This window comes from Collinsella aerofaciens, from assembly GCF_015546965.1.
In the GTDB taxonomy this organism is placed as follows: domain Bacteria; phylum Actinomycetota; class Coriobacteriia; order Coriobacteriales; family Coriobacteriaceae; genus Collinsella; species Collinsella aerofaciens_X.
Genome location: NZ_JADMUF010000001.1, coordinates 239,662 through 265,301, shown reverse-complemented (window position 1 = coordinate 265,301; position 25,640 = coordinate 239,662). Strand labels below are relative to the sequence as shown.

Genomic DNA, 25,640 nt, shown 5'->3' with positions numbered 1-25,640 from the left:
TCTCGTTCGATACGTGTCCAAAAATCCACTCTCACCCTTTCTGATTAGTGAATGGCCTATGCGCACTGGCAGGGCTTTCCGCATGCAATCCATATCGTTGTTCGATAAACTGTTCGAATAACGATAGAGTCGATGAGGGTGAGTGTATGTCCAACAGCGTTCAGCGTATGGCCAAGGCGGGCGAAAATATCAGGAAGCTTGGTTTTTGCATGGCAGCCGTTTTTGCAGGGATGCTCGTCGCTTTTGCCGCGTTGGTTGTTTACGTGATCTGGTATGCGGTTGCAAACGTTGCTTCTGTCGATGCTTTCGGTGTCGTGACGCTTCTCAATGGCGGGTGCATCGTTATCCCAAGCGGACTGTGCCTGGCACTCGTCGTGGGTATTTCGCTTGTCGTTCTGTGCGGGATCAGCCGTAACATCTCGCGAGGCGTCTCGCCCTTTACCAAGACGCATGTGCGGCTTATCCGTGTTCTCGCGCTTGCCTTTGCTGTTAACGCCGCGGTTTCGCTTGTTGGTGCCTATGGATCGGTCAATCTCACCATTGGCGGACTGGAGCTTTACATCGTGCCTCATTCCTTCGTTATTGAGATTTGCCAAGGCGCTACCTTTGATACGGGGTCGTTTATCGGCGCAGTTGTCTGTTTGTTTATCTCGGCGATCTGGAGTTATGCCTCGCTGCTCCAAGAGCAGTCTGACGAGCTTGTGTAGGAGGAAACATGAGCTATCTCATCATCGAGCTTGAGACGCAGCTGCTTAAGACCGGAAAGACCAGCGCTGATCTGATTCGGGCGACGGGGCATACTCCGGCTAATATTTCAAAGCTTAGAAACGGAAAGATAAAAGCTATTCGCCTAAAGACGCTTCTCGATATCTGTGATGAGCTTGATTGTCAACCGGGAGATATTATTCAGCGCGTGAGCGAGAAAGGGCTTGAGGAGCTTATTGTCGAGCGCGCAAAAAATGTCGTGAGACAGATGCGGGACGGCGGAGGCAATGAGGCGTCGCTTCCGACATCAGTCTTTGCTGTCGATTTGAGTGACGAGTAGCTTAAGGCGAACAACTAAAACGAAGTATCAGCGGGAAGGGACCCGTGTCTAACACGGGTCCCTTCCTTTAGATTATCTTGACAAATATGAGTTATCGAAAAACAATAACAACTATGGAAAACGATAAAGGAAAGAAGGAACGATATGAGCGGTTTTCCTATCAAGCAGAACAGGAGGACAATGAACGCATCAGCGATAAAGCTATCAAAGCTGTCAAAGCGCTACGGGAAACGGCGCGTTTTGCATGACGTTTCCTTCGAGGTGCATCAGTCTGAGCTCTGTGCCCTTGTCGGTGCAAACGGTGCGGGCAAAAGCACGCTAATTAAAATCGTCTTGGGCATCTGTGAGCCATCGTCGGGGAGCGTGGAGCTCTTTGGAGGCAAGTCGAAAAAAGAGCTGAGCCTGATGCGGACGCGTGTCGGCTATGTGCCAGATTCCAGCGGAGCATACCAATCTCTCAGCGCGGTTGAGAATCTTCAAATCCGATGTGCGGAATGGGGGCTTGATGAGAATCGTGAGATTCCCCGCGTTTTGAGCCTAGTCGGGCTGGATGCCGATGAGAAAAAGAGCGTGAGCAGTTTTTCTCTGGGAATGAAACGGCGACTGGATATAGCTACGGCTTTGTTGGGCGACACCGACATACTAATTTTCGATGAGCCGGCAAATGGATTGGATCCGTTGGGCATCGAGAGTATATGGACCCTTATCGGTCGATTGAATCGGGAGCAGGGCAAAACTATGCTTATCTCTAGCCACGACTTGGATGAGCTGGCATCGGTTGCAACAAGCTGCCTGTTTCTTCATGACGGCGAACTGCTGAAAAAGGAATCGATGGACGTCATAGGGGATGAGGCGCCATCCCTAAAAGAGTATTACAGGCGCTTGATGAAGGCGGTCTCGCTATGAAGCGGGCGATCCATCCCATAAAGGCAGATATGATGCGTTTGCAGCGGATGTTTCCGGCGAAGTTTGGTCTTGCGCTTATGCTGGCGTTCGGCCTTCTCTTCGGTGTCTTTCTAAAAAACGGAACAACGTTGCTCGCCTTTGGCAATAGCGTTTTTGGGGAGGATATTGGTTTCCTCTGGAATCTAATCGATCCTTCTGCACCCGATGAGTCCCTTGTGCGCAGTGCTTTTGCCGGCACCTCTCTGTTCGTTCCGCTCATCGTTTGCCTGGCGATTTTACAGGAGCGCGGCTATGAAGAGGGATACCGAATTTCTTCAGCAAGAGGTCTTACCCGCTTTAATGGGGCCCTAGCACATGTGCTTTCGTCTGCTTTAATAATTGGCGCAGCATATAGTGCGCTTTGCCTTCTTCTTTTTGCAATAGCCATAATACGTGGAGGGCATAACTACTCGCACGACATGCTAACTGCATTTTTGCCTGCAATGATGATCAACGCCGTATTGGTGATATCGGTTGCGCTGGAGACGGTGACCATCTATCGGATCACAGGCAGCGCTGTATTGAGCGGGGCTGTGCTAATAGTTGGATTTGTCATGAGCTTGACGCTCTACGGGACTTCCCTCCAGGCGCCCATACCATCCTTGCGATGGATCTTCCTCCTTCCAGGGCCGTACCTTGGAGTCGGATGTGCCCTTGGGTATAGCGATATGGGTCAGCTGACACTTCTGGAATATGGCGTGGCAGCCAGCTGTCTATCGGTATTGATTTACGCTCTCGTGAGCTTTCGCGCTGGGGGGTGTGCTCAATGGCTCGTCAGATTAAAAGACTTCTCCAGTCAGAATTGAAGCATGTGAGCAAATGGGCGTACGCCTTAATCCTGGTAGTTTATGCGTACATGGTGGTATTGCAGCTTGATTCTTTCCCGATGTGGTTCTGTAGCCTCCGTGAGAACAGTTTCTTGGGCTTTTTCCCAGACCCGACGCTTCGGTTATCGGCGGAGGATGTCCTTCTATTTGGTAATGCAGAGGTTTTTCGCGGTCTGCTGTTCAACGTAGCCCCGTTGGCTCATGCATTGTTCTTTCCGTTCATCGCGGCTTGTATCGTGCCGCGCTTTGTCAGCTCGGGCTTTGTCGAGGAGCCGTGGGGGTTGTCGGAGGCTCGGGGAGAGAAGCGTGTGTGCGCTATCGTTGCGCGAGTGGTGCTGTCTTCTTTTGCCCTTTTGGGCGCGTTTATCCTGACGAGTGTCGTTTTGTACTGTCTTAACTGCGCGATCGTTTTGGATGCTCAGCAGTATTTCAACCTGAATATTTTTTGCTATCGACTTGTTCTTGCCGCCGCTGCCTGCCTTGCATACGTGGTTTCTTGCGTAATCGTTGTTTCCTATTTTGGGTCCGGCATCGGTCCGATTGGCATGCTGCTGCTTGTCAACGTCGTGGCGATCTACATACAGCTCGGGGCCAATTCCATGCTTCCGCTTCCGTCCTCGATGCTCATGTGGATTTGCGGCGTGACCCCGTTGGGGGACGGTCAATGCGTTTCGATTTTAATTGACTGCCTAATTAACGTAGCAAGCGTTTTTACCATTTGCTTTACCGTAGACCGATTGCGGTCGAGATTTCTTTGATTGTTTGTGAGGAATAATCATACCGAGCATACCAAATACAGGGGGGCGGGCACCGTGCTGGTGTCAGCCCCCCCGCTGGTTTAGGAGACTTTAACTTGTGTGGCTTGCGAGCTAGCGGGCCTGCTTTACCTTGGCCGCCGCCTCGACAAACGACTTCCACAGATTAAAGTCGGTCTCGAGCGTCTGCCAGGTGTACTCGGGATGCCATTGCACGCCCAGGCAGAACGGCTGGCCCTCGACTTCGATGCACTCGGGCACGCCATCGGTTGCCTTGGCGACTAAGCGCGTGCTTTTACCCAGACGATCGACGCAGCAGTGGTGTGCCGAGCTGGTCTGGATCAGCCTGTGCCCGCCAACCGCGCGGTCGAGCAGCGAGCCCGGTACGACCTCGACGGGATGCACGGGATCGTTGAGCACGTGGGTATGGCGCCACTGCGTGCGGCCCTCACGAGCGCCCAGGCTCGGCACGTCCATGCACAGGGTGCCGCCAGTGGCGACATTGAGCAACTGCGTGCCGCGGCAGGTGGTAAAGAGCGGCTTTTTGGCGCGGAGCACCTCGCCGACCAGCTTAAACTCAAAGCTATCGCGGATCTCGCAGCAGAGGGTGGGGTCGTAGGGTCGATCATCGCCCCAACGTTTGGGATTGACATCGGGGCCGCCGGGAATGGCGATGCCGTCGGCGATATCGACGTAATGACGGATGGCCTCAATGTCCTCGGTGATGGACATCTGCAGCGGCAGGCCGCCGGCGGCAAGAATGGCATCGACAAAGACGCTGGCGATTTCCTCGTTGGGGGAGAGCGTCTCGCTCAAAAACGGCTTCGCTTCTTCCCAACGCGGCGCGACGAGGATGAGCGGACGGTCGGCGCTGGCGACGTCGACGTGCGGGGTGTATGACGATGAAGTGCGAGTTCCGATCATAGGTGTAGCTTTCGAATCCGGGTGGACATGGCACAAGGTGGCGTGGGGCAAACGTTACTGATGAATTTGCCCCGCTGGCAATTGGGCTAGTGGCCCTTGATGGAGTTGAGGAAGTCCTGGGCACGCTTGGTCTGGGGGTGGTCGAAGAACTCGTCGGGCGTGCCGGTTTCCACGATCTGGCCGTCGGCCATAAAGACGACGCGGTCTGCTACGCGGCGGGCGAAGTTCATCTCGTGCGTGATGACGATCATCGTCATGCCCTGCTGGGCAAGACGGACCATGACCTCGAGCACCTCGTTGATCATTTCGGGGTCAAGGGCACTCGTGGGCTCGTCAAAAAGCATGGCCTTGGGCTGCATGGCGAGCGAGCGGGCGATGGCCACGCGCTGCTGCTGGCCGCCCGAAAGCTGTGCGGGTACCTTGTCGGCCTGCTCGGCCACGCCCACGCGGCTCAGCAGGTCTATGGCGCGCTCACGAGCCTCCTCTTTGGACACGCCCAGCACGTCGACCGGTCCCAGCATGACGTTCTGCAGCACCGTCATATGTGCAAACAGGTTGAACTGTTGGAACACCATGCCCAGCTCGGCGCGCATACGGGCAAGATCCTTGCCTTCTTGCGGCAGGGGCTCGCCCTCGATGAGGATCTCGCCCGAGTCGATGGTCTCCAAGCGGTTGATGGTGCGGCACATGGTCGACTTGCCCGAACCCGAGGGGCCAATCACGACGACGACCTCGCCGCGGTCGACCGAGAGATTGATGTCGTTGAGGACGTGCAGATCGCCATAGTGCTTATCGACATGCTTGAGCTCGATAAGCGGCTGATTGCCAGAAGTAGAAGTGCTCTGTGCCATGGTGCTCGGCTCCTTATGACTGGAAATGGCAAATCGTTAGCGGATGATGGTCGCACCGGTCTTGTGCGAAACGTAGACAGCGGCTTTGTTAATCGCGACGTTGATGAGGATGTAGATGACCGCGATTACCAGGTAGACCGACACGAGGGCGTCGTAGTTGGTAATGAGCACGCGGGCATTTTGCATGAGGTCGGGGTAGCTCACCACGTAGGCGACGGTGGTGTCTTTGACGACGACCACAAGCTGCGAAATCAACGACGGAATAATAAATCGAATGGCCTGCGGCAACACGATTTTAAAGGTGATTTTAGCCTTGGAGAGACCGAGCGCCTGGGCCGCCTCGACCTGCCCGCGCGGCACGGCGTTGACGCCGGCGCGGAAAATCTCGGCCAGCACGCCGGCTGCAGCGAGTGCGACGGGGAGCGTGAGCATCCAAAACGACGGCAGCGCAATCTTGTACTGGGGCAGCACCAAAAAGAAGAAGTAAATGAACAGAAGGCTCGGCACGCCGCGGAAGAAATCGGTGAGCACGCGGCAGACCAACTGCAGCGGCTTAATGTCGCTGGTGCGGCCGAGCATAAGGGCTAAGCCCAGCACCAGCGCGATGACGCCAGCGGTAAGTGCGACTTTAACGGTGCCCTCAAAGCCGGCAAGCAAGAACTTCCAGGTGGTGAGGTGCGTAAAGAAATACCAATAGTGGACCGAAAGCTGGCCGGTCACATAAAAGCGCTGCAGCACCAGGGCGACGAGCGCGGCGACGGCAACAAGCGAGATGGCGGTGCCGATGCGAATCTTGGCGCGCATCTTGGGGCCGGGAGCCTCGTAGAGCGCATCGCGCATGGTAAGTGCAGGGGAGGAATGCTTACTCATCGGAGGATCCTCACCTTCTTATCGATGTAGTTGCCAATGTGGCTAACCACAAAGGCCGTGCCCAGGTAGCCGAGCGCCGAGATAAAGAACGCAGCAACGCCGCCAAGTGAGCGCGTGTTGATATAACTCACCACGCCGGTGAGCTCTTGCGGCTTAAGCGGCACCTGACTGCCCAAGGCGGTAGTGAGCATGACGGCGATAAAGAGGTTCGTCATGGGCAGCACGCTCGAGCGCAGTGCCTGCGGAATCACGATCTTGGCGAGGATACGGTTAAAGCTCATGCCGAGCGAACGTGCGGCTTCGACCTGACCGACGCCAACGGTGTTGATGCCGCTCATAAAGTTCTCGGAACCAAAGGCCGAGCCCAAAAGGACCGTGGCGACGATAACGCAGGTGCGGTAGGGCAGAACGACCTTGAGCGGCGGCAGCGCATAGACGACGATGATGAGCAGTGCGATGCCGGGGATGTTACGGAAGACCTGGACATACAGGTCGCCAAAGACGCGCAGCGGCTTGAGCGGCGACACGCGCATCACGGTGACTGCGACGGCCAGCACCATGGCGATGGCAAACGACTCAAGCGTCATGCCCCAGGTTGCTAGCAACGCGTCGATATAGTTCTGGCCATAGAGCGACCAGAGCTCGGAGAGACTCATGCGGACCTCCTGCCGATAAGGAAAGGGGCTCCCGTGTGTACGGAAGCCCCGACAACTCAGTGAGGAAACAGTTTAGCGCAATAAAGCGCATCGTGCGTTTCCGTATGGTTTCGTTGCGGCCGTTACTAGGCTCGCCGCTTAGGCGCCGACCTCGGGCAGCTCGGGAACATTGGTGTCGCCCGTACGGTCGCCAATGCAGATCTGCCACAGCTTGGTCCAGGTGCCGTCGTCCTCGATCTTCTTAAGGAAGTCGTTGACAAAGGCGACGCCGTCGGAATCGAGCGGCAGACCGATGCCATAGGGCTCCTTGCTGCCGAAGGGCTTGCCGGCGATCTTGTACTTGCCGGGCTCGCGGACCAGGGCGCTCTGCTGCATGTTGTTATCGATGACGTAGGCGTCAACGCGGCCCTGCTGGAGTGCCTGGCGGGCCTCCTCGTCGGTCTTGAACTCCTGCTGGCTGGCCTTGGGGGCGAACTCCTCCAGGATGGCGGGGCCGTTGGAGCCGGACTGGACGGCGACGTTCTTATCGGCCAGGTCGTCGACGCTCTTGATGTCGTCGTTATCGGCGAGCACCAGGATGGCCTGCTGGGTGTAGTAGTAGGGGCCGGCAAAGGAGACGAGCTTCTTGCGCTCGTCAGTGATGGTGTAGGTGGCAAAGACGGCGTCGACCTGGCCGTTCTGCAGGACGGACTCGCGCGTGTCCGAGGTCACCTGGGTGATCTCGACCTTGTTCTCGCCCAGGATGTAGTTGGACAGAAGCTGCGCGATGCCGGCATCGAAGCCACGGGTCTTGCCGTCCTTCTCGTTGAGGAGGGAGAAGAGCGTGGAAGTCTGAACGCTACCGATCTTAAAGACGCCGGCGTCCTTAACGGCCGTGGCCCAGGTGCTGGCGGCGATGGCGTCGTCATCGGCCTTGGGGCCGTTGTCGACGAGTTTGTCGAATGCCTTAGCGTCGAGCGTGGTGGAAGCCTCGGTATCCTCGGAGCTCTTGGAGGAGCCGGCGGCGGAACCCTTGTCGGCCTCGGCGCTGGTGTCGGAGCAGCCGGCAAGACCAAGGCCGGCGACGGTTGCGAAGGTGGCGGCAACAAAGCCGCGGCGGTCGAGAACGACCTGCTGGGAGAGGTTCTTGCTCATGGTAGAACACCTTTCTCAATAAAATCCCTAGCGGTTGAGTAGAGTTATACCCTATCGCGCTCAAATGGGTCAACACGAAATAACTCAGAAACATACTTACCTTATGGGTAATTCTATCTTCCAAATAGGGACAGGTTTATTTTGGCAGGTTTTATCTGGGCAAACGTCGATTATTGCAGCTGAGATAGCGCTTTGCAGACGGCATGATCGCTCGCAGCGGTCGCTATAATGGCGGCAGCGCGACACATATATAAGTAAGGAGATCGCGTATGAACGGTTATTCGTTTTTCGCGCCGACTACGACTTAAAACCACCACAAAGGGGACAGGCACCTTTGTGGTGGTTCTTGCAGATGTGGTGGCCTGTCTCGCTGCTTTGTCTCGACCTGTAACATCTGCAGCCGTTTTTGCCGAGTAGCTGCTACAGATCGAGATTTTCTCTTCAGGGGAATTCGAATGTCTCGATCTGTAACATCTGGACGGACAAAAGGTCTCTATCTGTTACAGATTGAGACAAAGGTCAGGGACTAAGACGTTTTGTCTCGATCTGTAACAGATAGACGGGAATTCGGGCCCTAGATGTTACAGATCGAGATAATCGCGCCGCGAAAACAAAAACCTCCGCAGGGGTGCTTCCCTTGCGGAGGTTTTTCTACTCGTTGAGCAGTCTTGCGGCTTCGGCGGCCATGTTCTCGACCGTCATGCCGTTCTGCGCGAGCAGTTCGTTGGGGTCGTAGCGGTCGGGGAAGCCCTTGGCGATGCCGAAGGTGCGCGTGCGCAACGGCGTGCATGCCAAATAGCACGCCACGCGCTCGCCCCAGCCGCCGTCCAAGATGCCGTCCTCGAGGGTGACGACAACGCGATGCTCGGCGGCAAGGCTGTCGAGGAACTCGCGGTCGAGCTCGGTTGCAAAGCGCGGGTTGACGAGCGTGGCCTCGATGCCGTACTCGGCAGCCAAGCGGTTTGCCACGCGCTCGCCCAGTTCAAAGAAGTCACCAAGCGCGAGTACGGCAACGTCGCGACCCTGACGCACGACGTCGTAGCGCGCGACGCCATAATCGGTGCCCTCGGCGGGCGCCAGATCGGGGCGGCTTACCAGGCCGATGCCCGGTACGCGGATCGCCACGGGATGCTCGCGGTGGTCGAGTGACCAGCTCAGCATGGACAGGTATTCTTCCATGCAGACCGGTGCCAGGTAGCGCATGTTGGGAAGTCCGCCCAGCATGGAAATATCAAAGAACGAGAGGTGCGTCTCGGACGTGGTGCCAAAAATCGACGCGCCAAACACCAGGATGGTTGCGGGGGCGTCGTTGAGGCACAGATCGTGCCACAGTTCGTCGTAGGCGCGTTGCAAAAACGTGCCGTACGCGCCAAAGACCGGCTTGGCGCCGGCGCTGGCGAGCGCGGTGGCAAAGGTGACGGCATGCTCTTCGGCAATGCCCACGTCGACAAACTGCTTGCCTGCCGCGGCGCGAAGATCGGGCGTAAAGCCCATGATATAGGGCGTGGCAGCCGTGATAGCGACAACCTGCGGGTCGTTCGCGATGGCGGCGCTGAGCGCCTCGCCCGTAATGTCGGCATAGGTGCGCGGCGCAGGCTCGCTCGGATGGCCCGGGCAGAGCTTGCGCCCGGTCGCCATGTCAAACGGACCCACGTGGTGCCAGCGCTCGGGGTCGCTCTGGGCTGGCTCAAAGCCCTTGCCCTTGGCGGTGGAGGCGTGCAGCACGATGGGGTGATCGATATTGCGCAGTTCCTGTAGCGCGTCGACGAGGGCCAACACATCGTTACCGGCGTCCAGGTAGCGGTAGTCGAGCCCCATCGCGCGGAAAACGTTGCGCTCACAGGTGCCGTTGCTGGCGCGCAGCTCGGCCAGATTGCGATACAGGCCGCCATGGTTCTCGGCAATGGACTGGTCGTTATCGTTGACGATGATGATCAGGTTGCTATCGAGTTCGGCGGCATTGTTAAAGCCCTCAAACGCCAGACCGCCCGAAAGCGAGCCGTCGCCAATAACGGTAATGACGTTGTACGTGTCGCCCGCCAGGTCGCGCGCGTGGGCAAGGCCGCAGCCCAGGCTCACCGACGTGGAGGTATGGCCCATGGCGAACAGGTCGTGCTCGGACTCGTCGGGATTGGCAAAGCCAGAAGCCTCACCATAACGCTCCGGATCGATATAAGTGTACGCGCGCCCCGTCAGCGCCTTATGGGCGTAGGTCTGGTGCGAAACGTCAAAGACAATCTTGTCGATGGGGGAGTTGAACACGCGATGAAGCGCAACCGTAAGCTCAACGACGCCCAAGTTGGGGGCAACGTGCCCGCCGACGGCGGCGGAGCTTTCGAGGATTGCCTGGCGGATCTCGCCGCAGAGCTGCGGGAGCTCGGCGCGATTAAGAGCCTTGACGTCCTCGGGCGTTGTCGTTTGCGTAAGCAGCATCGTTGTGGGTTACTCCATGCGAATCGAGCGCCGGCGCTCCCTCGGCCGGCACAATTGCACAAGACAGTCTCGCACATTTTGGCGTTTGATATGTGACGGCGGCGCGGTAATTCGCCAACTGGTGGGGCAAAACGTTTTGTCCGATGCCATACTAATGTGTTCCATGATGTTTTTATCGATTGTGCACAGGCCGTAGCTTGTCGCCGTGAGTCGCTGGAAGGAGACAGCATGTCTGATGTCGTTCGTGCCGGGAAAATCGCGTGCGAAGTAGACCATGCTGCTCGCCAGCTGGCCCAAACGGGCCGCTTGGGCCTGACGCGCGAGTTTATCCAGCATGGCGATGTGACGGTGTATACGCATGTGACCTCGGTGGCGCGGGCGAGCCTGTCCTTTGCCGAGCGCCTGGGCCGCGTCGGTGTCTCGGTCGACCGCGCCTCGTTGCTGCGCGGAGCCTTGTTACACGATTACTTTCTCTACGATTGGCACGATCCCGACCCGAGCCATCGCCTGCATGGCTTTCGCCACCCGTTTTTTGCCCTGGCGCGTGCCGAGGAAGATTTTGAGCTGACGCCGCGCGAGCGGAATATCATCGTGCGGCATATGTTTCCGCTGGTGCCAGTGCCGCCGACGTGTCGTGAGGCATGGATTGTGTGCCTGGCGGATAAATGGTGTGCTCTGCGCGAGACGGTCGCCGGTCGTCTGCGGCGCAAGGACGAGGCGGACGATGGCGTGAGCGGCGAATCGAGCGAAAAGAGGAGAGGGTAGACGGTGGGGACCGCGATCGACATGGCGTTTGGCGGCGCGACGCTTGCCGCCTGCCCGCTCTCGGCGCTGGTGCTCTCGTTTGCCTTCTACGGTTTTTGCGGTTGGGCATGGGAATCGACAGTCTGCGCCATGCTCAACCACGGGCGCTTTGCCAACAGCGGCTTTTTGCTGGGACCGTGCTGCCCCATCTATGGCGCGGGCGGCATTGCCTGCTGGCTGCTGTTGCGCGGGATTCCGGATGCCTCGAGCCAGTTTGTCGCTGCGGCGCTCGTATGCAGCGTGATTGAGTACAGTGTGGGCGTGCTGTTGGAAAAAACAACGGGCGCTCGCTTTTGGGACTATTCGCATCTGCCGTTTAACCTGCACGGGCGCATCTGCCTGTACTGGGCCTGCGCGTTTGGCCTGGGTGCGTTGTGTATTTGTCGCGTGGTGGAGCCGGCATTGCTGGGGCTGCTTGGCCATCTGCCGGTGCTGATTGTGCGGCTGTCCGCCTTTATCGTCGCGGTCGCGATGATGGTCGACGCGGCGTGCTCGTTGGCGAGCTGGCGGCGTCTGTCCGATCAGCTGGAGCGCGTCCGAGCCGACCTTGCCGACCGCATCAATGAGTCGCTTGCCGATGCGTCTGACTCCATGCTCGAACGTATTCCCGATTCGACGATTGACTCGATGGCGCAGACGCATATCCGCAGTCGTGCCGTTAACGCGTGGCTGGCGGAGCTGGGCGATGCGGCGCTCGATGCCCTGCGCGAGAAGGCTTCGGTGCCGACGTTTATCTCGGACGGCGCTCGCGGCCTGGCGCTTGCCGCTCGCCGTGTTGCCGATGCAGCGCCGAGCATGCCGCGTCCGTCGCTTACTCGTCTCCGCGCCGGCAAACGCGCGAGTCGTCCGGTGCCGAGCGTGTCGCTCAGCCGCCGCGACCTGCGCTTTTTCAATGCCTTCCCGCGCCTGCGCATCAACCGCTACGAAGGCGTCATCCGAGCCACCAACCTCCGCGATCGCGCTCGCGAGCTGTTCCGTCGCTAGCCGGGGCCGGGCCGGGCGCGCCCCTTTCGCCCGCACGTTTCCCGTTCGTTTCGCGTCCGTTGCCGCGCCATTTCCAAGATTGCGGCACCGTTTCCATTCGACAACGCGGCGTTTAACAACGCCGTATCTGGTCTACACCAGTTGCTCCTCGGCCGCATCATGAGCGCCGACAACGTTCATGCGACCAAGGGGGAGCGAATGTACGATACGGGATCGACAACGTTTATGCTCATCTGCACCATGCTCGTGTTTTTAATGACACCGGGCCTGGCGTTTTTCTATGGCGGCCTGTCTAGGCGCAAAAATGTCATCAACACCATGCTCATGTGCTTTGGAGTCATTGGCCTGGTGGGCGTGCTGTGGATTGTGGCCGGCTGGTCGCTGGCCTACGGCGGCGACGGTTCCAGCCCGTTTATTGGAGGCTTTGACCAGCTGCTGTGCCTGCCGGTGCTCAACCAGGTGCTGCAGGCGGCCGAGGGCACCGCGACGGACGGTGCTGTCTACCCGGAGATTGTCAACATCGCCTTCCAGATGGCATTTGCCATGATCACGGCCGCCATCGTCACGGGCAGCCTTGCCGGGCGCGTTAAATTTGGCGCTATGGCGGCTTTCCTGGGCATTTGGCTGCTCGTGGTTTACGCGCCGCTCGCCCACATGGTGTGGGGCGGCGAGGGCTCCTTTATCGGCGACATCATCGGCGCGCTGGACTTTGCCGGCGGCGACGTGGTGCATATCTCGTCCGGTCTGACGGGCCTGATTCTCTGTCTGATGCTCGGCCGTCGTCGCGGTTTTGGTATGGTGAGCTATCGCCCGCATAACGTGCCGTTTGTGGCGCTGGGCGCCGGTCTGCTTTGGTTTGGTTGGTTCGGCTTTAACGGCGGCAGCGAGTTTAAGGCCGACGCCGTGGCTGTGCTTGCCATCCTCAACACCGTGACGGCCAGCGCGGCGGGCATGGTCTCGTGGCTTGCCGTCGAGCGCGTGCACACCGGTCGTCCCACGCTGGTGGGTGCCAGCACCGGTCTGGTCGCGGGCCTTGTGGTTGTCACGCCGGGCGCGGGCTTTGTCGAACCGTGGGCGGCGCTGGTCATGGGCCTGATCGTCTCGCCCGTCTGCTACCTGGCCATCAGTCATCTTAAGACCAAGTTCGGCTACGACGATGCGCTCGACGCGTTCGGTTGTCATGGTATCGGCGGCATCTTGGGCGGCGTGCTCACGGGCCTATTCTGCGTGCCGGAGCTCTCGTGGACCGGTAAGGGTGGCCTGTTCTACACGGGCGATGTCTCACTGCTCATCTCTCAGATTTTGGGCATTGTGGTGACGGTCGCTATTGTGCTGGTGCTCGATTTGGTGATCGCCGCGGTGGTCAAGGCGCTGTTCCACGGCAGCCTGCGTGTGGACGAGGCCGACGAGGCGCTGGGCCTGGATGCGAGTCAGCACGGCGAGAGTGCTTACCCCTCCTTCTCGGGACTCGATTAGCAGCTTCCCCAAGCACCGCACCTCGGCCTTCAATCGTCGTTTGCGTACCTTAAGTACGCGGCACTCCTCTTTCAGGCCGATCTGCGGCACTTGGGAAACCTGCTAAGACCAGTCAGTTGAACTTTTTTGATTTCTGAGGTTAGTTTGCGGCACTTGGAAAACCCGCGTCTCATGTAAAGGGATACGTTGATTATTGAGAGGAATTCACTATGAAGAAGATTACGGCGATCGTTCGTGCCGAGAAGCTTGAGGTTCTTAAAGATGCGCTGTTTGCTGCCGATGTTTGTGGCATGACTATCAACCAGGTGCAGGGCTGCGGCGCGCAGCATGGCTGGAAGGAATACGTGCGCGGCAACGAGTTGCTTGTCAACATGATTCCTAAGGTGCAGTTCACCCTCATCTGCGCCGACGAGCACGTCGACGGAATTGTCGACATCATCTGCAACGCCGCCCGCACCGGTGCCGTTGGAGACGGCAAGATTTGGGTCGAGCCGGTCGAGGAAGTCATCCGCATCCGCACCGGCGAACACGGCTCCGCCGCGGTGTAGGACAATCTTTCGCCTGATGGGCGTGCCTCTCTTGGGGCGCGCCCGTTCTCGTCTACAATATCGTGCAGGCGAAGGAGAGGCATGCCCATGATCAAGATGTTTGCGAGTGACTTAGACGGAACGCTGCTGAACGCCCTGCACGAGGCAGATGGGACCATCCGCCGTGCCATTCGCGAGCTGACCGAGGCTGGCCTGCATGTGGTTCCCGCGACCGGGCGCTCGACGTTGCCGATTGGTGAGCATGGCTTTACGGGCCTGGCGCTTGACGCCTGCTGCTCCAATGGGTCCATCGTGCGCGACAGCCATGGCGAGGTTCTCAAGACCTGGACCATCGACCCACAGATCACCGAGGAGCTGCTCAAGGAGTTCCCTGACATTTGCTTTGATTGCTCCACGCCCGATGGCATGTTCTCGAGCGGCTCGTTCGAGATGCACCAGGCGGGCTTTAAGAAGGACAGTCCCATCAAACGCATTGTGATGCGCGGCATGCGCGCCCGTGGTGGGTATCACGAGGAGCAGTATTTCGATCAGTCAATCGGCGACATCCTGCGCCACGATGTGTGCAAGATCAACTGTCGCGTGACCTCACCCGAGCTGGAGCGCGACCTTAAGGCGTACCTGGCCGAGCGTTCGGACCGTGTGGTCAACGCGCCATTCGACCCGGTGATGTTCGAGATCACCGACGTGGCGTGCAACAAAGGCGAGAGCGTGGCGTGGCTGGCGAACTACTACGGTATCGCCGAGGACGAGGTCGCGGTCTACGGCGACGGCGGCAACGATATTGCAATGCTCAAGCGTTTCCGTCACAGCTATGCCACCAAGAATGGCAGCGATGCTGCCAAGGCTGCTGCAAGTGCAACCATCGGCAGCTGCACGACCCATGCTGTCCCCAAGCACATGCTCGCCACCATGCACGAGCAGAACTCCCGCACCGTAATCGAATAACGTGACAAAGGAACAGTCCCTTTGTCACATTCTGGAGTTCTCGACAAGCCAGCGCTCGTAGGCGCGCTGCATGATCTCGGTCTTGTCGGCCTTTTTGCGGCAGCCCTTTTGTTCCTCGACGGCCAGCTCGTAGGCATCGCTCTGCTCAAAAGCGCTGGTATCCCAGGCACCGTGCTCAATGCGGGCCCATACGGCGTCAATAAGCTGCTCAAGCTCGGCAATGTCATCGGCGTTGGCGGTCGTCGAGAACGGCGGGCGTAGCTCTCCCGTTGCCTTGTCGGGTTCCACATAGTAGTCGCCCATGGAGGTGACGGTGTAGCCGCAAAACTCGGGCGAAGCTTCGACGAGCAGTTTGTAGAACTTGAGCTGGCGATGATAGCCCGCTGGCACCTCTTTGCCAAAGCCGGTCTTGTAGTCGACGATCTGCACCGTTTTGGCCGCATCGTCAACGAGGAGCAAATCGAGAAAGCCAAAGAGTGGGGTTCCGCCGGCAGTTAGACATTGCATATTCGCTTCTGTGATGCAGCGGTAACCATCTACGTGCTCGACAAGCCAAGGAACGAAGACATGACAAATGCGCTCGAAGCGCTCCGAATAGCGATGGACATCCTCGGGGGTAAAATCGAGCCACGAGATTTGCTGGCGGCACTCGGCCTCGATGGCTTCAATTGCCACTTCACCATCGGCCGCCATTCGATTAACGATCTCCTCGAACATCGCGTGAACAATGGTGCCAAATTCGGTTTGAATCGTGGGCGCGGTGGGCAGGCGAACGATTTGCTTTTCGGGGAAATGCTGGCTATTGGCACACCCAGGCTCGTAGGTCACAAAGTTGTTGAGCGCTGTGGCGGAGAGGTGTTTTACGTCGGTGTGAGGCTCCAAAAGCGCGCGGAGCTCGGGTGTATCGAACACATAGTTGTCGCGCCATTCGGTTTCGATGGCAGCGCCGAGTTGGTCCGCCTCGACGGAAACTTCGCAAGAGTCGATGAGCCCTGTTAGCTCCTGCAGCGTCGATCCGCCGGCACGGTACAACTCAAGATGACGTTTGGCGCGCGTGATGGCGACAAACAGTAAACGACGCGCATCATCGTCATCCTTTTCGTCGCGGATGAGCAGGTTGGTCGGATACAAGCTCATGCCGCCGGCACCCTTGTGCCAGGTTGAGTCGTCAGAATCAAGCAGATAGACGCAGTCGAATTCCAGGCCCTTAGAGCTATGGGCGCTGGTAAGGCGAACGGCCCCCGGCGTGCCAAGGTCGATCGACGCATCGATGCTCACGCCAAACTTTTGAGCGGCATTGAGCTTGTCGACAATATCGGGCAGGCGAAGCGTCCGACCCATGCGGCGCGCATCTCCCATTTCGCCCTCGGCAAACGCGAGCAGGGCGCGGATGCCGGCATTGAATTCGGCAACCCCCAGCGGGTCCTGTTCCTTGCGATGCCGGTAATAACCAAGGCTGCGCTCGACAATATTAAAGATCAGCGCTCTGACGGGGGAGGCGTCAGCCTCTGCCGCCCACTGCATCAGGTTGTCGTACAGCTCCTTGACGCGGGGGCTATCGCTCTCACGCATGGCGGCCATCCAGTCACCGTGGTGCTCGCGCTTGGCGCTGAGCGCAAAAGCGACAGACGACGGATGGTCGCCGCCCAGCTCGGCCGCGCAGATAATCTGCGGAAGATAACTGCTGGCGAGTTCCTTCTGGCCGCGTGCAAGTGCGGTGACGCATCGCAACAGTGTCAACGTCGTCTGCATACGCTCGGAGGCAAAGAGATTCTGTCGCTCGCGATAGGAGAACGGCACATTCTCTTTGATGAGGAAGGGAATCAGCGAACGCAGGGCGGCGTGTTTGGCGGAGATGACTGCAATCCCTTCGTTGGGATCTTCGCATTCATCGAGATAGTGATTATCAAGCCGCTGCTTAATGCTTGCGGCGACGGCGGCGTACTCCTCGGCTTTACCGGTATAGACGTTCTCGCTAAAGCTGACCTGATCGCCTTGAGGCTTAAAGGCTTCGATTGACTTATTCGAGCTGGCGTCGAGTCGGTATTCGATTTGCTGGGCGATAGCTTGACCAAGCTCAACGATGGCGGGCGTGGAGCGGTAATTGGTCTTGAGCACGATGTTCCGCGGTGAGAACTCGGCCGCAAACTGGTTGGCACATTCGATCGTGGCGCCCTGGAAACGCATGATGGCCTGATCGTCATCGCCGACGGCCATGATATTGGGCGCATCAACGCCATCGCAGAGCAGCTCGATGATGCGCATTTGGGCACCATTGGTGTCCTGGAACTCGTCAACCTGGATATAGGTATAGGTGTCCTGGAGCGCCTGGCGCAGTGTGCCGTTGTACTCAACGGCGTAAACAAAATCGCCGATCATGTCGTCGTAATCGTAGAGATGGTGTTGATCGAGCTCGTTTTGGTAACGGCGTGCCACGTCGCAAGCAGCCTTAAGACGTTCGCTTTGCTCGGCAATCTTAAACGTACGCCCTTGGGAGTTGCTTCCGCCAAAGAAGTTGTCGCGCACCTTAGTGTATCCCGACGACTTGCCCTTTTCGTCAATAAGCTCGGTGCGGCGAACGGTGTCGCGCAGCTCAAGGATGAAGGGCACATACGTGCCGGCGGGACATTCGACCGGGCGAGCGAGCGATGCTGGCGCCATACCGCAGGCGCGCTCGACCTCTTCCTCAAAATGCTCTGCCAGCGTTGCGCTTGCCCTTCCGCAAACAAGTGTAAGCAGCTCGGAATGTTCGGTGAGCCAGGTGGCGGCGTCGATATTCTGCTGCGCGATGGCGCTCAGCGTGTCGTAGCTCAGGCCACTGCGTTTGATTTTGGAGACAAAGCCGATCATCTTACCGATGTTTTGCGCAGGCATATCAGGTGATCCTCCGCCTAACGGAGAACCAAAGGGCAGCGATTTGAGCAGGCGGTCGAAGATCTCTTGTTGGTGCAGGCTCGTGACGAGCGTGTCGGTCGAAGGGCGCGTGAAGTACTCGGGATAGCGCGACCTGACGCTGCTCGCAAATCCGTGGAACGTGCTGACCTCGATGCCGTACGCGTCGCGACCGATCAGCTCAATCAGGCGCTTGCGCATGGCTTCCGCGCCCGCCTCGGTATAGGTGAGGCAGAGGATGTTGCGCGGGGCGGTATCGCGCTTGGCCAGGATGTTCGCCGCGCGCAGGCTCAGCAGCTGCGTCTTGCCGGTGCCGGGGCCGGCAATGACGAGCAGCGGACCATCTAGGCATTCGACGGCCTCGCGCTGTTCGGGGTTTAGCCGGTCGAGCGATGCGATGAGTTCGGGGGTCATGTTCATGGCAGTATTACCTGTCTTCCTGGTAGAGCGCACGCGTGCTATCGAGATAGTCGAGATACGTATCGATGGCACTTTGAGGTTGAACGATCTTAATGAAGGTGCTGAGCTGCAAAAGCCAGCCAAAAAATTGCGGCGATAACGGAGCTTTGACGGTCGCCAGCAAGCGCCCATCCTGGTTCTCAAACACAACGGCGTCGAGCCCGAACTTGTCGATGAGCGGGTTCATCGCGCGGTCATCGAGTTCCAGCACCACGGTGGTCTTGTCCGCCGCATACACGCCAAATGATGGCGAGACGTGATCTTCGAGCACATAGCCGGCAATGCGCGGATCTTTGGTCGCGGGCTCCTCGGACACCGCAACATCGAGCATACGATCGACGCGATAAGGTGTGAACGGCTGATGACCCGAGCCGGCATTAGCCCATTTATCTCGAAACCCGATCATGTAATAAAGCTCGTCGGAGTAGATAAGGCGCACGGGTGTGAGCTCGTAGGTCTTTCCGTCATGATTAAGGGCCTTTTGCTTGGCGGCGTCGTAGTGGAAGTAACGAAACCGAATCTTGCGTTTTTCGCGCATAGCCTGCTGAATCAAGTCGATGTTGAGCAGGGCATCGGAGTTTTGCATCTTCACACGCGAAGGCACGTCGACGCGTTTGTGCATCAGCTCGCGTTCGCCCAGGCTGGCGAGGCTCTGCAGCTTGCCGATGAGGTGGTCGGTCAACTCATCGGTCAAAAACGGCGAACTCTGCACGGCGTCAACAAGCATGATGAGTTCTTGCAGGTCGAGCGGGCGTGAGACCAACGCCCATTCCTTGCCACCGCGCTGGTCGATGTTGAGTCCAAAGTCGCGAAGCGTTTGCAGATCGCGATAGATGGCCTTTCGCTCTGCCTCAAGGTCGTGATAGGCGAGCTCCTCGATAATCTGCTGCGTTGTGAGCCCGTGCGTGCTGTCGGTCTTTTCCATCAAGGTTTTAAGCAGGAACAGAAGCCGGAGCTTTTGATTTGGTCTGTTCGCCACGTTGTCTCCTTTCGCCGGCAGGGTATCAGCCGGAGATACAAAACAAGACCCGTTATTGGGACTCATTGTAGCCCGCGCGACCGTAGTATTCGCAGCAATAAGAGCCCGAATAGGGCGAAAGGTGGTTAAACGGAAATCGATGGCTAGGCTGGTCGGTTCGAAGTGAGGGCCGCCGCTTTGGTTCGAAGGAGGATTGTGATGGCGCTCAAGATCAATGCTGGAGACGACCGAATCGGGCGTTCCGTGGGCATGGGCGAGATGATGAGCTTCCCGGGTGTGATGCCGCCGTCCGCGAATCGGTGCGGCGGGAATCATGGAGAGCGTGATGACGAGGGTTTTGACCTCAGCGGGTTTCGCAATCGACTGGCTTCTGGACTCGACCGTGGTGTGGAGACGTCGGTGCTTGAAGCTCCGCGGGTGTTGAAGACCGGTATGCCGGTCGATGATGCTCTAGGTGGCGGCGTTGGGCTGGGCAAGCTCAGCGTGATTGGCGGCACGCATGAAGATGTCTCCAACGTGCTAGTGCATGCGGCCTTGCGTCTGAGTGGGCAATGCGCCGTGCTCTACGTGCCGATTCGGGAGCGTGAAGAGGATGCGATTGCCCGGCTTATTCGTGCCGAGATGGGCACCAAAGTGCCGGAGGATTCTGAAGAGCGTCAAGTCGAGGCGATTCGCGCAACGATGCGACTTAAGCAGCGCAACCTAGGCATTTTTGTCGAGGACAACATGACCATGGACCTTTTAACGAGCTGGCTGCTCGGCGACCAAACGTGGAACAGAGCAGTACTAGAGAGTGTCGTGGTCGTAATCGACGGACTCGAGATGCTCGATGACAACCGCCCGATAAACGCTGTCCTGCGCGACTTACGTAACATGCTCAGCCCAACATCCGCCATCCTAGCGGGCTGCTTTGCGGCTGAGGGCCGAGAGGATGACGCAACATTCACGGAGACCCACTGCAATGCAGACGCCCTCGTCCGCATGAGCTCCGATGGCACGGACCCATCTTCCGCGCGAGTTTTCGGCTAAAGCCGCAACCAATAACGACAGCCCAGCCCGTGGTGCGCCCGCGCTGCGGGCCAGTTATTTTTAGTGAGTGAGAATAATGTTTAAGAAACCAATTTCTGTAAAAGCGAAAAAATAGGTGCCTTAACTGACAATTATCATCCTCTCTGATAAGCTAAGCGGAGGAGGCGATTTCCATGAAACTGTATCATCGCGAGCAATACTTGAAGAAGATTCGACCGTTCTACGACGACGATCTGATCAAGGTGATCACGGGCATCCGCCGCTGCGGCAAATCGTGCCTCATGTCGACGATTGCCGAGGAACTGAGAAACCGTGGTGTCGAAGATAAGGACATCATTTATCTCGACCTCGACAGGCGCGGCAACCGCTCAATTAAGACGCCTGATCAGCTGGAGGAAAAAATCGAGTCGCTTCTGGCTGACAACGACTTCAAATACCTTTTCATCGATGAGGTGCAGAACGTCCGAGACTACGAAGAGGTCGTGAACGCCTACAACTCGGATGGCGGCTTCTCGATTTTCATCACTGGCTCCAACTCGTATCTGCTGTCTGGTGAGCTGATGACCAAGCTCACGGGTCGATACGTGGAGTTCGAGATGTTCACCCTATCCTTTTCCGAGTTCCTCGACATGAAGAGGTTCATGGGCAAAGAGGTCGGTGACGCGCGAATCGAGTTTGACGAATATCTACGGTATGGCGGGTTTCCCCGGTCTCTGGAATACGACGATCCCGAGGCGAAGGCTCGCTACATCGAGGATGTCGTTGGGCAGATCGTCGACAAGGACATCAGGACTCGCAACAAGATTCGGAACATTGATACGTTCAACCGTGTCATGACCTATGTCATCAACAACTACGGTGCGCCGACGAGCCTCACCAGCCTCCACGACTATTTCACCAAGACGGAGCGTGTCGCCGTCGAGCGGCGGACGATCGCCGCCTATATCCAGATGCTCGTCGATGCCAAGGTGCTCTACAGATGCGAGAGATTCGACCTTAAGTCCCGCAAATCGTTACGAGGCGAGGAGAAGTACTACCTTGCGGATCCAGGCATCTATTTTGCTCGCAACGTCGATGTTCGGTTGAATTATGGGCCCTCGCTGGAAAATGCCTTGTACATCTATCTTCGCTCGAGGGGATATAAGCTATCCGTAGGCCGCATCGGGAAGCTGGAGTGCGACTTCATCGCCCGCAGACGCAATGCCTATGCTTATATCCAGGTCTCGATGACAATCGCCGATAGGGACGTGGAGGAGCGGGAGTACAGGCCGTTCGGCCACATCAGGGATGGGTATCCGCGCTACCTTTTCACGCTTGATCCCCTGCTACAGGAGAGAGACGGTGTCAGGCATCTGAACATGGTGTCGTTCATGAAAGATAACGGCGACCTAATTTGAGTGGAGGCCGGATTCCTTGGCTTCCTGGTGCGTGGGCAGCGTGAGCATCAAATGAGAACTCTTGCCTCACGCAGAATCGGCAGCCCGAGAACTCGTGTTGAAATTAACGAGTTCTCGGGCTGCGGCTCCTATTACCGACTGGGTTGATCGAGATGACGGCTACGGTCTTCCCGGCTGAGTCGGTCTTCGCTCAACTTTGTTTTGCTCTATCTATCATGTACGAGAACCTTTCGAGCATCGCTCGCTCATTACGCTCTGCAGGAGCCAGGGTATGTCGTTCCAGCCCAATGAGGAATTCATCGTAATGTCCATCTACACCGTAGCGTTCATCTCCAGTAAATAGGCTTTTATTGGTTTTAAAAAATGCATACAGCTCGCTATAGTATTTGACCTCAAATCCCTCTTCTTTCGCTTTTGTCTCGTCGACATTATTGAAATCCGGCGCAAATAAATAGCACTCAACTGTTCTGTTTTTGCATTCGTCTTCTGCTGCTTCACGATATTTTGAAAGCTGCGTTTTTGAGCAATTGGGATCAATGCCATTAATCGCCGAATGGATTTTGTTTTCGATTACGACGATGTGCCGCTCATTTTCAATCCATACATCCACGTGGTGTTTTGATTCGCGAATGATCGTGGGGTGTGGACCGAAGTCGCTAATGCCGAGAATTTCTCTGGCAAACACTTCAAATCCTTTTTTGCTGCAACTTAGGTAATGTCCCAGCAAATTGGAGAACACGAGCTCATCGTCTTCTTTTCCGATAATTTCAAGGAACGAGGGTTGCGTTTTGCCGCAACTCACCGACTTAACGGTTTTTGTCTCGATTTGCTCCTCCCATTTTTCTTCATCCGCTATCAGCTCTTTTAGCCGTGCATAAGCCTCTGGATCATCGACGCTGGAGATATATGTTCGTTGATGACCCCATTGCTTCTTGTCATTGCAAATAAGCTCAATTGGATGACGACGCTTGTCTTCGTCTTTTGTTTTGTCCATGGAAATAAAGATATGGTGCTTGGGGTTGGGGGTCTTAAACGATCCCGCACGGTAGCTGAGATTGTTGAACGTCCCTTCTTTTTCTCCCCTGTAAATGTTTTCGGCAAATATCTTGTCCACGGAAACGCCATTATAGGAAACGCTGCCATATGTTATCGGAAGAGTTTCCCCCTTGTTTCTCGGGGAACAAATGTTTTCAAGGTCGCATGCTAGCCCAACGGCTTCACCCAGTGTGTTTCCATATGATCGAATTAGAAGCACTGCTTCAACATTGGGGTGGTCATTAACGTTTCCGCTAGGAGCTATATATAGATATCTTTCGCCTTTATCGGTGTCGAAAAAATCAATGACTTCATGGCCTATATTCTCGCCATCGAGAAGATATCCACCACAAAAAACCTTGGCAATTAAAATTTCTTTCTCATCGTTCATGAGCGCTCCTTTGAATAACAACGCTAATCATGTGTTTATTGTCCTATAGGGCGGTCAGTTTAGAAAGATACGGCACAAGAGCTCGGATTGACGGTGACCGCGTTGAGTTGAGTGCAGCAATTGTTTCAATTGTCAGTTTCCGTCATCGAGCGCGATGCCGATATATATCCAGCCAGCCGGGTTCTTCCTCTTTGTTGTCGGCGCACTCTTCAAGCAAGCCTTCTATCCTGTCCAGCTCGACCGCTTGCAAGGTCGCGTATTCTTCCGGCAAAGGTTGCGTTACTTTCTTCGCTCTGAACACAGGCGATAACATCAGGTTCGTATGCGCCCATCCGGCAAAGCAGCTGCCGTAGGGGATAGAGCCACATCTGATCCGCCCATCGCCATCGGGATACAGGCAGTCCAATTTCGAGTTTGCTACCAGACAATAACAAGGACCTGGTGCCCATGGCCTGCAGTCGATTTCAAGAAAGTCGCCCTTTCTGTACGGCGTGGGTAGGTCGACATATGCCCCCTTGAACCACGGGCCAAAGATTCCACCCACAATGCAGTCGAGCACCTCGCTACATTCGCCCTCTTCTTCCCTGCAGAGGTACTGGATTTCGCCGGAGACGTTTGCGTAGTAAGTGTAGTCTGGCTGTAGAAAGCCGTCGTATGGATATGAACAGCTCGGGTCGTTGGCAAGGTTGAACAGCTCGATCATCCAGTATGAGGACGATAAATCTGTCGTTTCGCTCCACTTTTCCGCGTATGCCTTCATTGCCGCAAGGGCTGCCTGCCACGATGCTACGGGGAAGGGGCCATGCGTGATGGCGGATCCCACTTCGTTGTCGACAAAGCTAATTTCGCTAATAAGCAGCACTTTCCTGTTTCCGTCGACGGCCTTTAGCGCGTTCAGGCAGCCATCGATGTAGTCGATACAAATCTCTGGTCCGTACCAATCAAAGGTTTCGCCTGACGAGCTGCGCTCGGCAGCAACCAGCCTGCTGAGCATCTCCCGTTTGCGGTTGATTTCTATCGACGCGCCACCGATGATTTGCGCGTAATGATCGCCACTCAGGAGCTGCGGATTATGCAGCAAATGCTCTCGCAGCTCCGGAGATTCGATGAGGTTGATTATTTCTTCGTGCACGATAGCCTCCGAGTTATTGGTGCGACTTCTTGTGGATTCGGCCATGGCTGCATCTATTCGAATAGCTGCGGGTACTTCTCCTTGAGCGGTGCCTGATCAAGACGCAGCTCTTCTAGGTTGCGCCTTGCCTTGGACTCCATCCTTATGGTGTCGATAAACGCTACAAGTGAGTCGACATACAGGTCGCCACGCAGGTACGCCTGGGCTGCGACTAAAATTCGCTGCTCGTCTTTGAGCGGCTCGCGATAATACTCAAGATTCAGGTAGAGCGGGTCTGGCTCGCCGATGTAGAGGGGAAACGTCTCGTTGTAGGTAATCGAGCAACCAGTGGCACGCATGTTGCTGATGTCCCCTGCATGGCGATAGTGCTCGAGGCGTTGCTGCGCATGATCAAGCCATTCGTCAGAACGGTCTGCCTGCCGAAGCTCTGCCTCAAGCTTTGTCCGGTCCCACGTGGGCAGATCGAACAACGTGAACGGCTCACGGGCACTGCCTCGCGGCGTCCAGACGATATCGCCGGTGTGGAACGGCGTGGGGATATCGACCCAGATGAACTCGAATGCGATCTCCCAATCGTTCTCAACGGGGCCGGCCGAAGGGCAATAAACGGAAAGGGCCTCGCCTTTACCGTTCACCATGAGCCAATCTTCTCGGCGATGAGCTTCATCGATATCGAGCGGGCACCGGGTGATGCGTATGCGTGCCTCTGGACGGCTCGCCAGTTCATCATCACCGTGCAACGCCTCGGCACATTTTTCATAACAGCTGAATGGCGCGCCGAAAGCCCCGCAAAGTTGCCCGTCGGGCACAATCTCCTCTTCATACTGATAAACGTAGTCCGTCCCACTCGTAAACGCATCGACGCACCGCTTGTTGTAATCGATTGTCCAGCGCAAAAAAGCATGGAAATCGGAGATGGCCGGCCTTTCAAGACCGGCATGGGTTGCCTCTAGCGAACAATTGGGCATGGTTCGGGCGATCTCCTGCCAAGCTTCGCATTTCTGATCGAGCGTGGCGGTCTTCGAAAACCAAACCAGATAGGCGGCTTCGACGGTGCTAGGCCGAAAATCGATGCTGCGCAGGTGCTCCCGAATGTCCCAGGAGTCAACAAAATCCAAGATGTCCATGG

23 protein-coding genes are annotated in these 25,640 nt (G+C 57.0%); 12 read left to right on the top strand and 11 right to left on the bottom strand.

Annotated elements, in window-relative coordinates; translation table 11 throughout:
* The first annotated feature begins 167 nt into the window (after positions 1 to 167).
* The 5 genes from I1M21_RS01170 to I1M21_RS01150 all read left to right on the top strand — a co-directional run bounded on the left by I1M21_RS01170 (position 168) and on the right by I1M21_RS01150 (position 3,575).
* Positions 168 to 707 (top strand): hypothetical protein, encoded by a 540-nt coding sequence (locus I1M21_RS01170; RefSeq protein WP_195192086.1) that lies wholly within the window; start codon positions 168 to 170, stop codon positions 705 to 707.
* Positions 708 to 715: 8 nt separating this feature from the next.
* A complete protein-coding gene (locus tag I1M21_RS01165; RefSeq protein ID WP_195192085.1) occupies positions 716 to 1,045 on the top strand; it encodes a helix-turn-helix domain-containing protein in 330 nt (109 codons plus the stop codon).
* 144 nt (positions 1,046 to 1,189) lie between these two features.
* On the top strand, positions 1,190 to 1,951 hold the full coding sequence (locus I1M21_RS01160; protein ID WP_195192084.1) for an ABC transporter ATP-binding protein: 762 nt from the start codon (positions 1,190 to 1,192) through the stop codon (positions 1,949 to 1,951).
* Entirely contained in the window at positions 1,948 to 2,796 is an 849-nt protein-coding gene (locus I1M21_RS01155; RefSeq protein ID WP_195192083.1) for a hypothetical protein, read from the top strand. The genes I1M21_RS01160 and I1M21_RS01155 overlap by 4 nt, the downstream gene beginning before the upstream one ends.
* Entirely contained in the window at positions 2,757 to 3,575 is an 819-nt protein-coding gene (locus tag I1M21_RS01150; RefSeq protein ID WP_195192082.1) for a hypothetical protein, read from the top strand. Before I1M21_RS01155 ends, I1M21_RS01150 begins: the two co-directional genes overlap by 40 nt.
* Positions 3,576 to 3,686: 111 nt before the next feature.
* Here I1M21_RS01150 and I1M21_RS01145 read toward each other — a convergent pair whose 3' ends face one another.
* The 6 genes from I1M21_RS01145 to I1M21_RS01120 form a co-directional block, all read right to left on the bottom strand.
* Positions 3,687 to 4,496 (bottom strand): gamma-glutamyl-gamma-aminobutyrate hydrolase family protein, encoded by an 810-nt coding sequence (locus I1M21_RS01145; RefSeq protein ID WP_195192081.1) that lies wholly within the window; start codon positions 4,494 to 4,496, stop codon positions 3,687 to 3,689.
* Between the two features lie 86 nt (positions 4,497 to 4,582).
* Complete coding sequence (locus I1M21_RS01140; protein WP_195192080.1) at positions 4,583 to 5,347, bottom strand: amino acid ABC transporter ATP-binding protein; 765 nt, start codon at positions 5,345 to 5,347, stop codon at positions 4,583 to 4,585.
* Positions 5,348 to 5,383: 36 nt separating this feature from the next.
* Positions 5,384 to 6,217: an amino acid ABC transporter permease gene (locus I1M21_RS01135; protein WP_195192079.1), complete on the bottom strand. Its 834-nt coding sequence runs from the start codon at positions 6,215 to 6,217 to the stop codon at positions 5,384 to 5,386.
* Entirely contained in the window at positions 6,214 to 6,873 is a 660-nt protein-coding gene (locus tag I1M21_RS01130; RefSeq protein WP_006234894.1) for an amino acid ABC transporter permease, read from the bottom strand. The genes I1M21_RS01135 and I1M21_RS01130 overlap by 4 nt, the downstream gene beginning before the upstream one ends.
* 138 nt (positions 6,874 to 7,011) lie before the next feature.
* On the bottom strand, positions 7,012 to 8,007 hold the full coding sequence (locus I1M21_RS01125) for a glutamate ABC transporter substrate-binding protein (protein ID WP_195192078.1): 996 nt from the start codon (positions 8,005 to 8,007) through the stop codon (positions 7,012 to 7,014).
* A 651-nt stretch (positions 8,008 to 8,658) separates the two neighbouring features.
* Entirely contained in the window at positions 8,659 to 10,440 is a 1,782-nt protein-coding gene (locus I1M21_RS01120) for a 1-deoxy-D-xylulose-5-phosphate synthase (protein ID WP_195192077.1), read from the bottom strand.
* A gap of 228 nt (positions 10,441 to 10,668) precedes the next feature.
* On the opposite strand from I1M21_RS01120, the gene I1M21_RS01115 reads away from it, so the two are divergent.
* The 5 genes from I1M21_RS01115 to I1M21_RS01095 all read left to right on the top strand — a co-directional run bounded on the left by I1M21_RS01115 (position 10,669) and on the right by I1M21_RS01095 (position 15,197).
* Positions 10,669 to 11,205 (top strand): HD domain-containing protein, encoded by a 537-nt coding sequence (locus tag I1M21_RS01115; RefSeq protein ID WP_195192076.1) that lies wholly within the window; start codon positions 10,669 to 10,671, stop codon positions 11,203 to 11,205.
* A gap of 3 nt (positions 11,206 to 11,208) precedes the next feature.
* Positions 11,209 to 12,228, top strand: coding sequence for a putative ABC transporter permease (locus I1M21_RS01110; protein WP_271762596.1), 1,020 nt, complete (start codon positions 11,209 to 11,211; stop codon positions 12,226 to 12,228).
* Between the two features lie 198 nt (positions 12,229 to 12,426).
* Complete coding sequence (locus tag I1M21_RS01105) at positions 12,427 to 13,704, top strand: ammonium transporter (protein WP_195192075.1); 1,278 nt, start codon at positions 12,427 to 12,429, stop codon at positions 13,702 to 13,704.
* Between the two features lie 209 nt (positions 13,705 to 13,913).
* Positions 13,914 to 14,252, top strand: coding sequence for a P-II family nitrogen regulator (locus I1M21_RS01100; protein WP_195192074.1), 339 nt, complete (start codon positions 13,914 to 13,916; stop codon positions 14,250 to 14,252).
* Between the two features lie 87 nt (positions 14,253 to 14,339).
* Positions 14,340 to 15,197: an HAD-IIB family hydrolase gene (locus I1M21_RS01095; RefSeq protein WP_195192073.1), complete on the top strand. Its 858-nt coding sequence runs from the start codon at positions 14,340 to 14,342 to the stop codon at positions 15,195 to 15,197.
* Positions 15,198 to 15,221: 24 nt separating this feature from the next.
* Here the strand turns inward: I1M21_RS01095 and I1M21_RS01090 are convergent, their stop codons facing one another.
* A complete protein-coding gene (locus I1M21_RS01090) occupies positions 15,222 to 18,509 on the bottom strand; it encodes an ATP-dependent helicase (protein WP_195192072.1) in 3,288 nt (1,095 codons plus the stop codon).
* A gap of 7 nt (positions 18,510 to 18,516) precedes the next feature.
* Positions 18,517 to 19,527, bottom strand: coding sequence for a helix-turn-helix transcriptional regulator (locus I1M21_RS09945; protein WP_195192071.1), 1,011 nt, complete (start codon positions 19,525 to 19,527; stop codon positions 18,517 to 18,519).
* A gap of 198 nt (positions 19,528 to 19,725) precedes the next feature.
* On the opposite strand from I1M21_RS09945, the gene I1M21_RS01080 reads away from it, so the two are divergent.
* Positions 19,726 to 20,556 (top strand): hypothetical protein, encoded by an 831-nt coding sequence (locus I1M21_RS01080; RefSeq protein WP_195192070.1) that lies wholly within the window; start codon positions 19,726 to 19,728, stop codon positions 20,554 to 20,556.
* Positions 20,557 to 20,729: 173 nt separating this feature from the next.
* The gene (locus I1M21_RS01075) at positions 20,730 to 21,953 is read left to right on the top strand and encodes an ATP-binding protein (protein ID WP_195192069.1); all 1,224 of its coding nucleotides are present in this window, start codon (positions 20,730 to 20,732) and stop codon (positions 21,951 to 21,953) included.
* A gap of 190 nt (positions 21,954 to 22,143) precedes the next feature.
* On the opposite strand, the gene I1M21_RS01070 is transcribed toward I1M21_RS01075, so the two are convergent.
* The 3 genes from I1M21_RS01070 to I1M21_RS01060 form a co-directional block, all read right to left on the bottom strand.
* Positions 22,144 to 23,379: a PD-(D/E)XK nuclease family protein gene (locus I1M21_RS01070; protein WP_195192068.1), complete on the bottom strand. Its 1,236-nt coding sequence runs from the start codon at positions 23,377 to 23,379 to the stop codon at positions 22,144 to 22,146.
* A gap of 142 nt (positions 23,380 to 23,521) precedes the next feature.
* On the bottom strand, positions 23,522 to 24,556 hold the full coding sequence (locus I1M21_RS01065) for a hypothetical protein (protein ID WP_195192067.1): 1,035 nt from the start codon (positions 24,554 to 24,556) through the stop codon (positions 23,522 to 23,524).
* Positions 24,557 to 24,564: 8 nt separating this feature from the next.
* Positions 24,565 to 25,638 carry a hypothetical protein gene (locus I1M21_RS01060; protein WP_195192066.1) on the bottom strand — a complete coding sequence of 358 codons (1,074 nt, stop codon included), beginning with the start codon at positions 25,636 to 25,638 and terminating at the stop codon, positions 24,565 to 24,567.
* Between the last annotated feature and the right edge of the window lie 2 nt (positions 25,639 to 25,640).

Bases quoted from the DNA above. Each gene is read 5' to 3' on its own strand.
- I1M21_RS01170 (WP_195192086.1), top strand. From the start codon at position 168: ATGGCCAAGGCGGGCGAAAATATCAGGAAGCTTGGTTTTTGCATGGCA.
- I1M21_RS01165 (WP_195192085.1), top strand. From the start codon at position 716: ATGAGCTATCTCATCATCGAGCTTGAGACGCAGCTGCTTAAGACCGGA.
- I1M21_RS01160 (WP_195192084.1), top strand. From the start codon at position 1,190: ATGAGCGGTTTTCCTATCAAGCAGAACAGGAGGACAATGAACGCATCA.
- I1M21_RS01155 (WP_195192083.1), top strand. From the start codon at position 1,948: ATGAAGCGGGCGATCCATCCCATAAAGGCAGATATGATGCGTTTGCAG.
- I1M21_RS01150 (WP_195192082.1), top strand. From the start codon at position 2,757: ATGGCTCGTCAGATTAAAAGACTTCTCCAGTCAGAATTGAAGCATGTG.
- I1M21_RS01145 (WP_195192081.1), bottom strand. From the start codon at position 4,496: ATGATCGGAACTCGCACTTCATCGTCATACACCCCGCACGTCGACGTC.
- I1M21_RS01140 (WP_195192080.1), bottom strand. From the start codon at position 5,347: ATGGCACAGAGCACTTCTACTTCTGGCAATCAGCCGCTTATCGAGCTC.
- I1M21_RS01135 (WP_195192079.1), bottom strand. From the start codon at position 6,217: ATGAGTAAGCATTCCTCCCCTGCACTTACCATGCGCGATGCGCTCTAC.
- I1M21_RS01130 (WP_006234894.1), bottom strand. From the start codon at position 6,873: ATGAGTCTCTCCGAGCTCTGGTCGCTCTATGGCCAGAACTATATCGAC.
- I1M21_RS01125 (WP_195192078.1), bottom strand. From the start codon at position 8,007: ATGAGCAAGAACCTCTCCCAGCAGGTCGTTCTCGACCGCCGCGGCTTT.
- I1M21_RS01120 (WP_195192077.1), bottom strand. From the start codon at position 10,440: ATGCTGCTTACGCAAACGACAACGCCCGAGGACGTCAAGGCTCTTAAT.
- I1M21_RS01115 (WP_195192076.1), top strand. From the start codon at position 10,669: ATGTCTGATGTCGTTCGTGCCGGGAAAATCGCGTGCGAAGTAGACCAT.
- I1M21_RS01105 (WP_195192075.1), top strand. From the start codon at position 12,427: ATGTACGATACGGGATCGACAACGTTTATGCTCATCTGCACCATGCTC.
- I1M21_RS01100 (WP_195192074.1), top strand. From the start codon at position 13,914: ATGAAGAAGATTACGGCGATCGTTCGTGCCGAGAAGCTTGAGGTTCTT.
- I1M21_RS01095 (WP_195192073.1), top strand. From the start codon at position 14,340: ATGATCAAGATGTTTGCGAGTGACTTAGACGGAACGCTGCTGAACGCC.
- I1M21_RS01090 (WP_195192072.1), bottom strand. From the start codon at position 18,509: ATGAACATGACCCCCGAACTCATCGCATCGCTCGACCGGCTAAACCCC.
- I1M21_RS01080 (WP_195192070.1), top strand. From the start codon at position 19,726: ATGGCGCTCAAGATCAATGCTGGAGACGACCGAATCGGGCGTTCCGTG.
- I1M21_RS01075 (WP_195192069.1), top strand. From the start codon at position 20,730: ATGAAACTGTATCATCGCGAGCAATACTTGAAGAAGATTCGACCGTTC.
- I1M21_RS01070 (WP_195192068.1), bottom strand. From the start codon at position 23,379: ATGAACGATGAGAAAGAAATTTTAATTGCCAAGGTTTTTTGTGGTGGA.
- I1M21_RS01065 (WP_195192067.1), bottom strand. From the start codon at position 24,556: ATGGCCGAATCCACAAGAAGTCGCACCAATAACTCGGAGGCTATCGTG.
- I1M21_RS01060 (WP_195192066.1), bottom strand. From the start codon at position 25,638: ATGGACATCTTGGATTTTGTTGACTCCTGGGACATTCGGGAGCACCTG.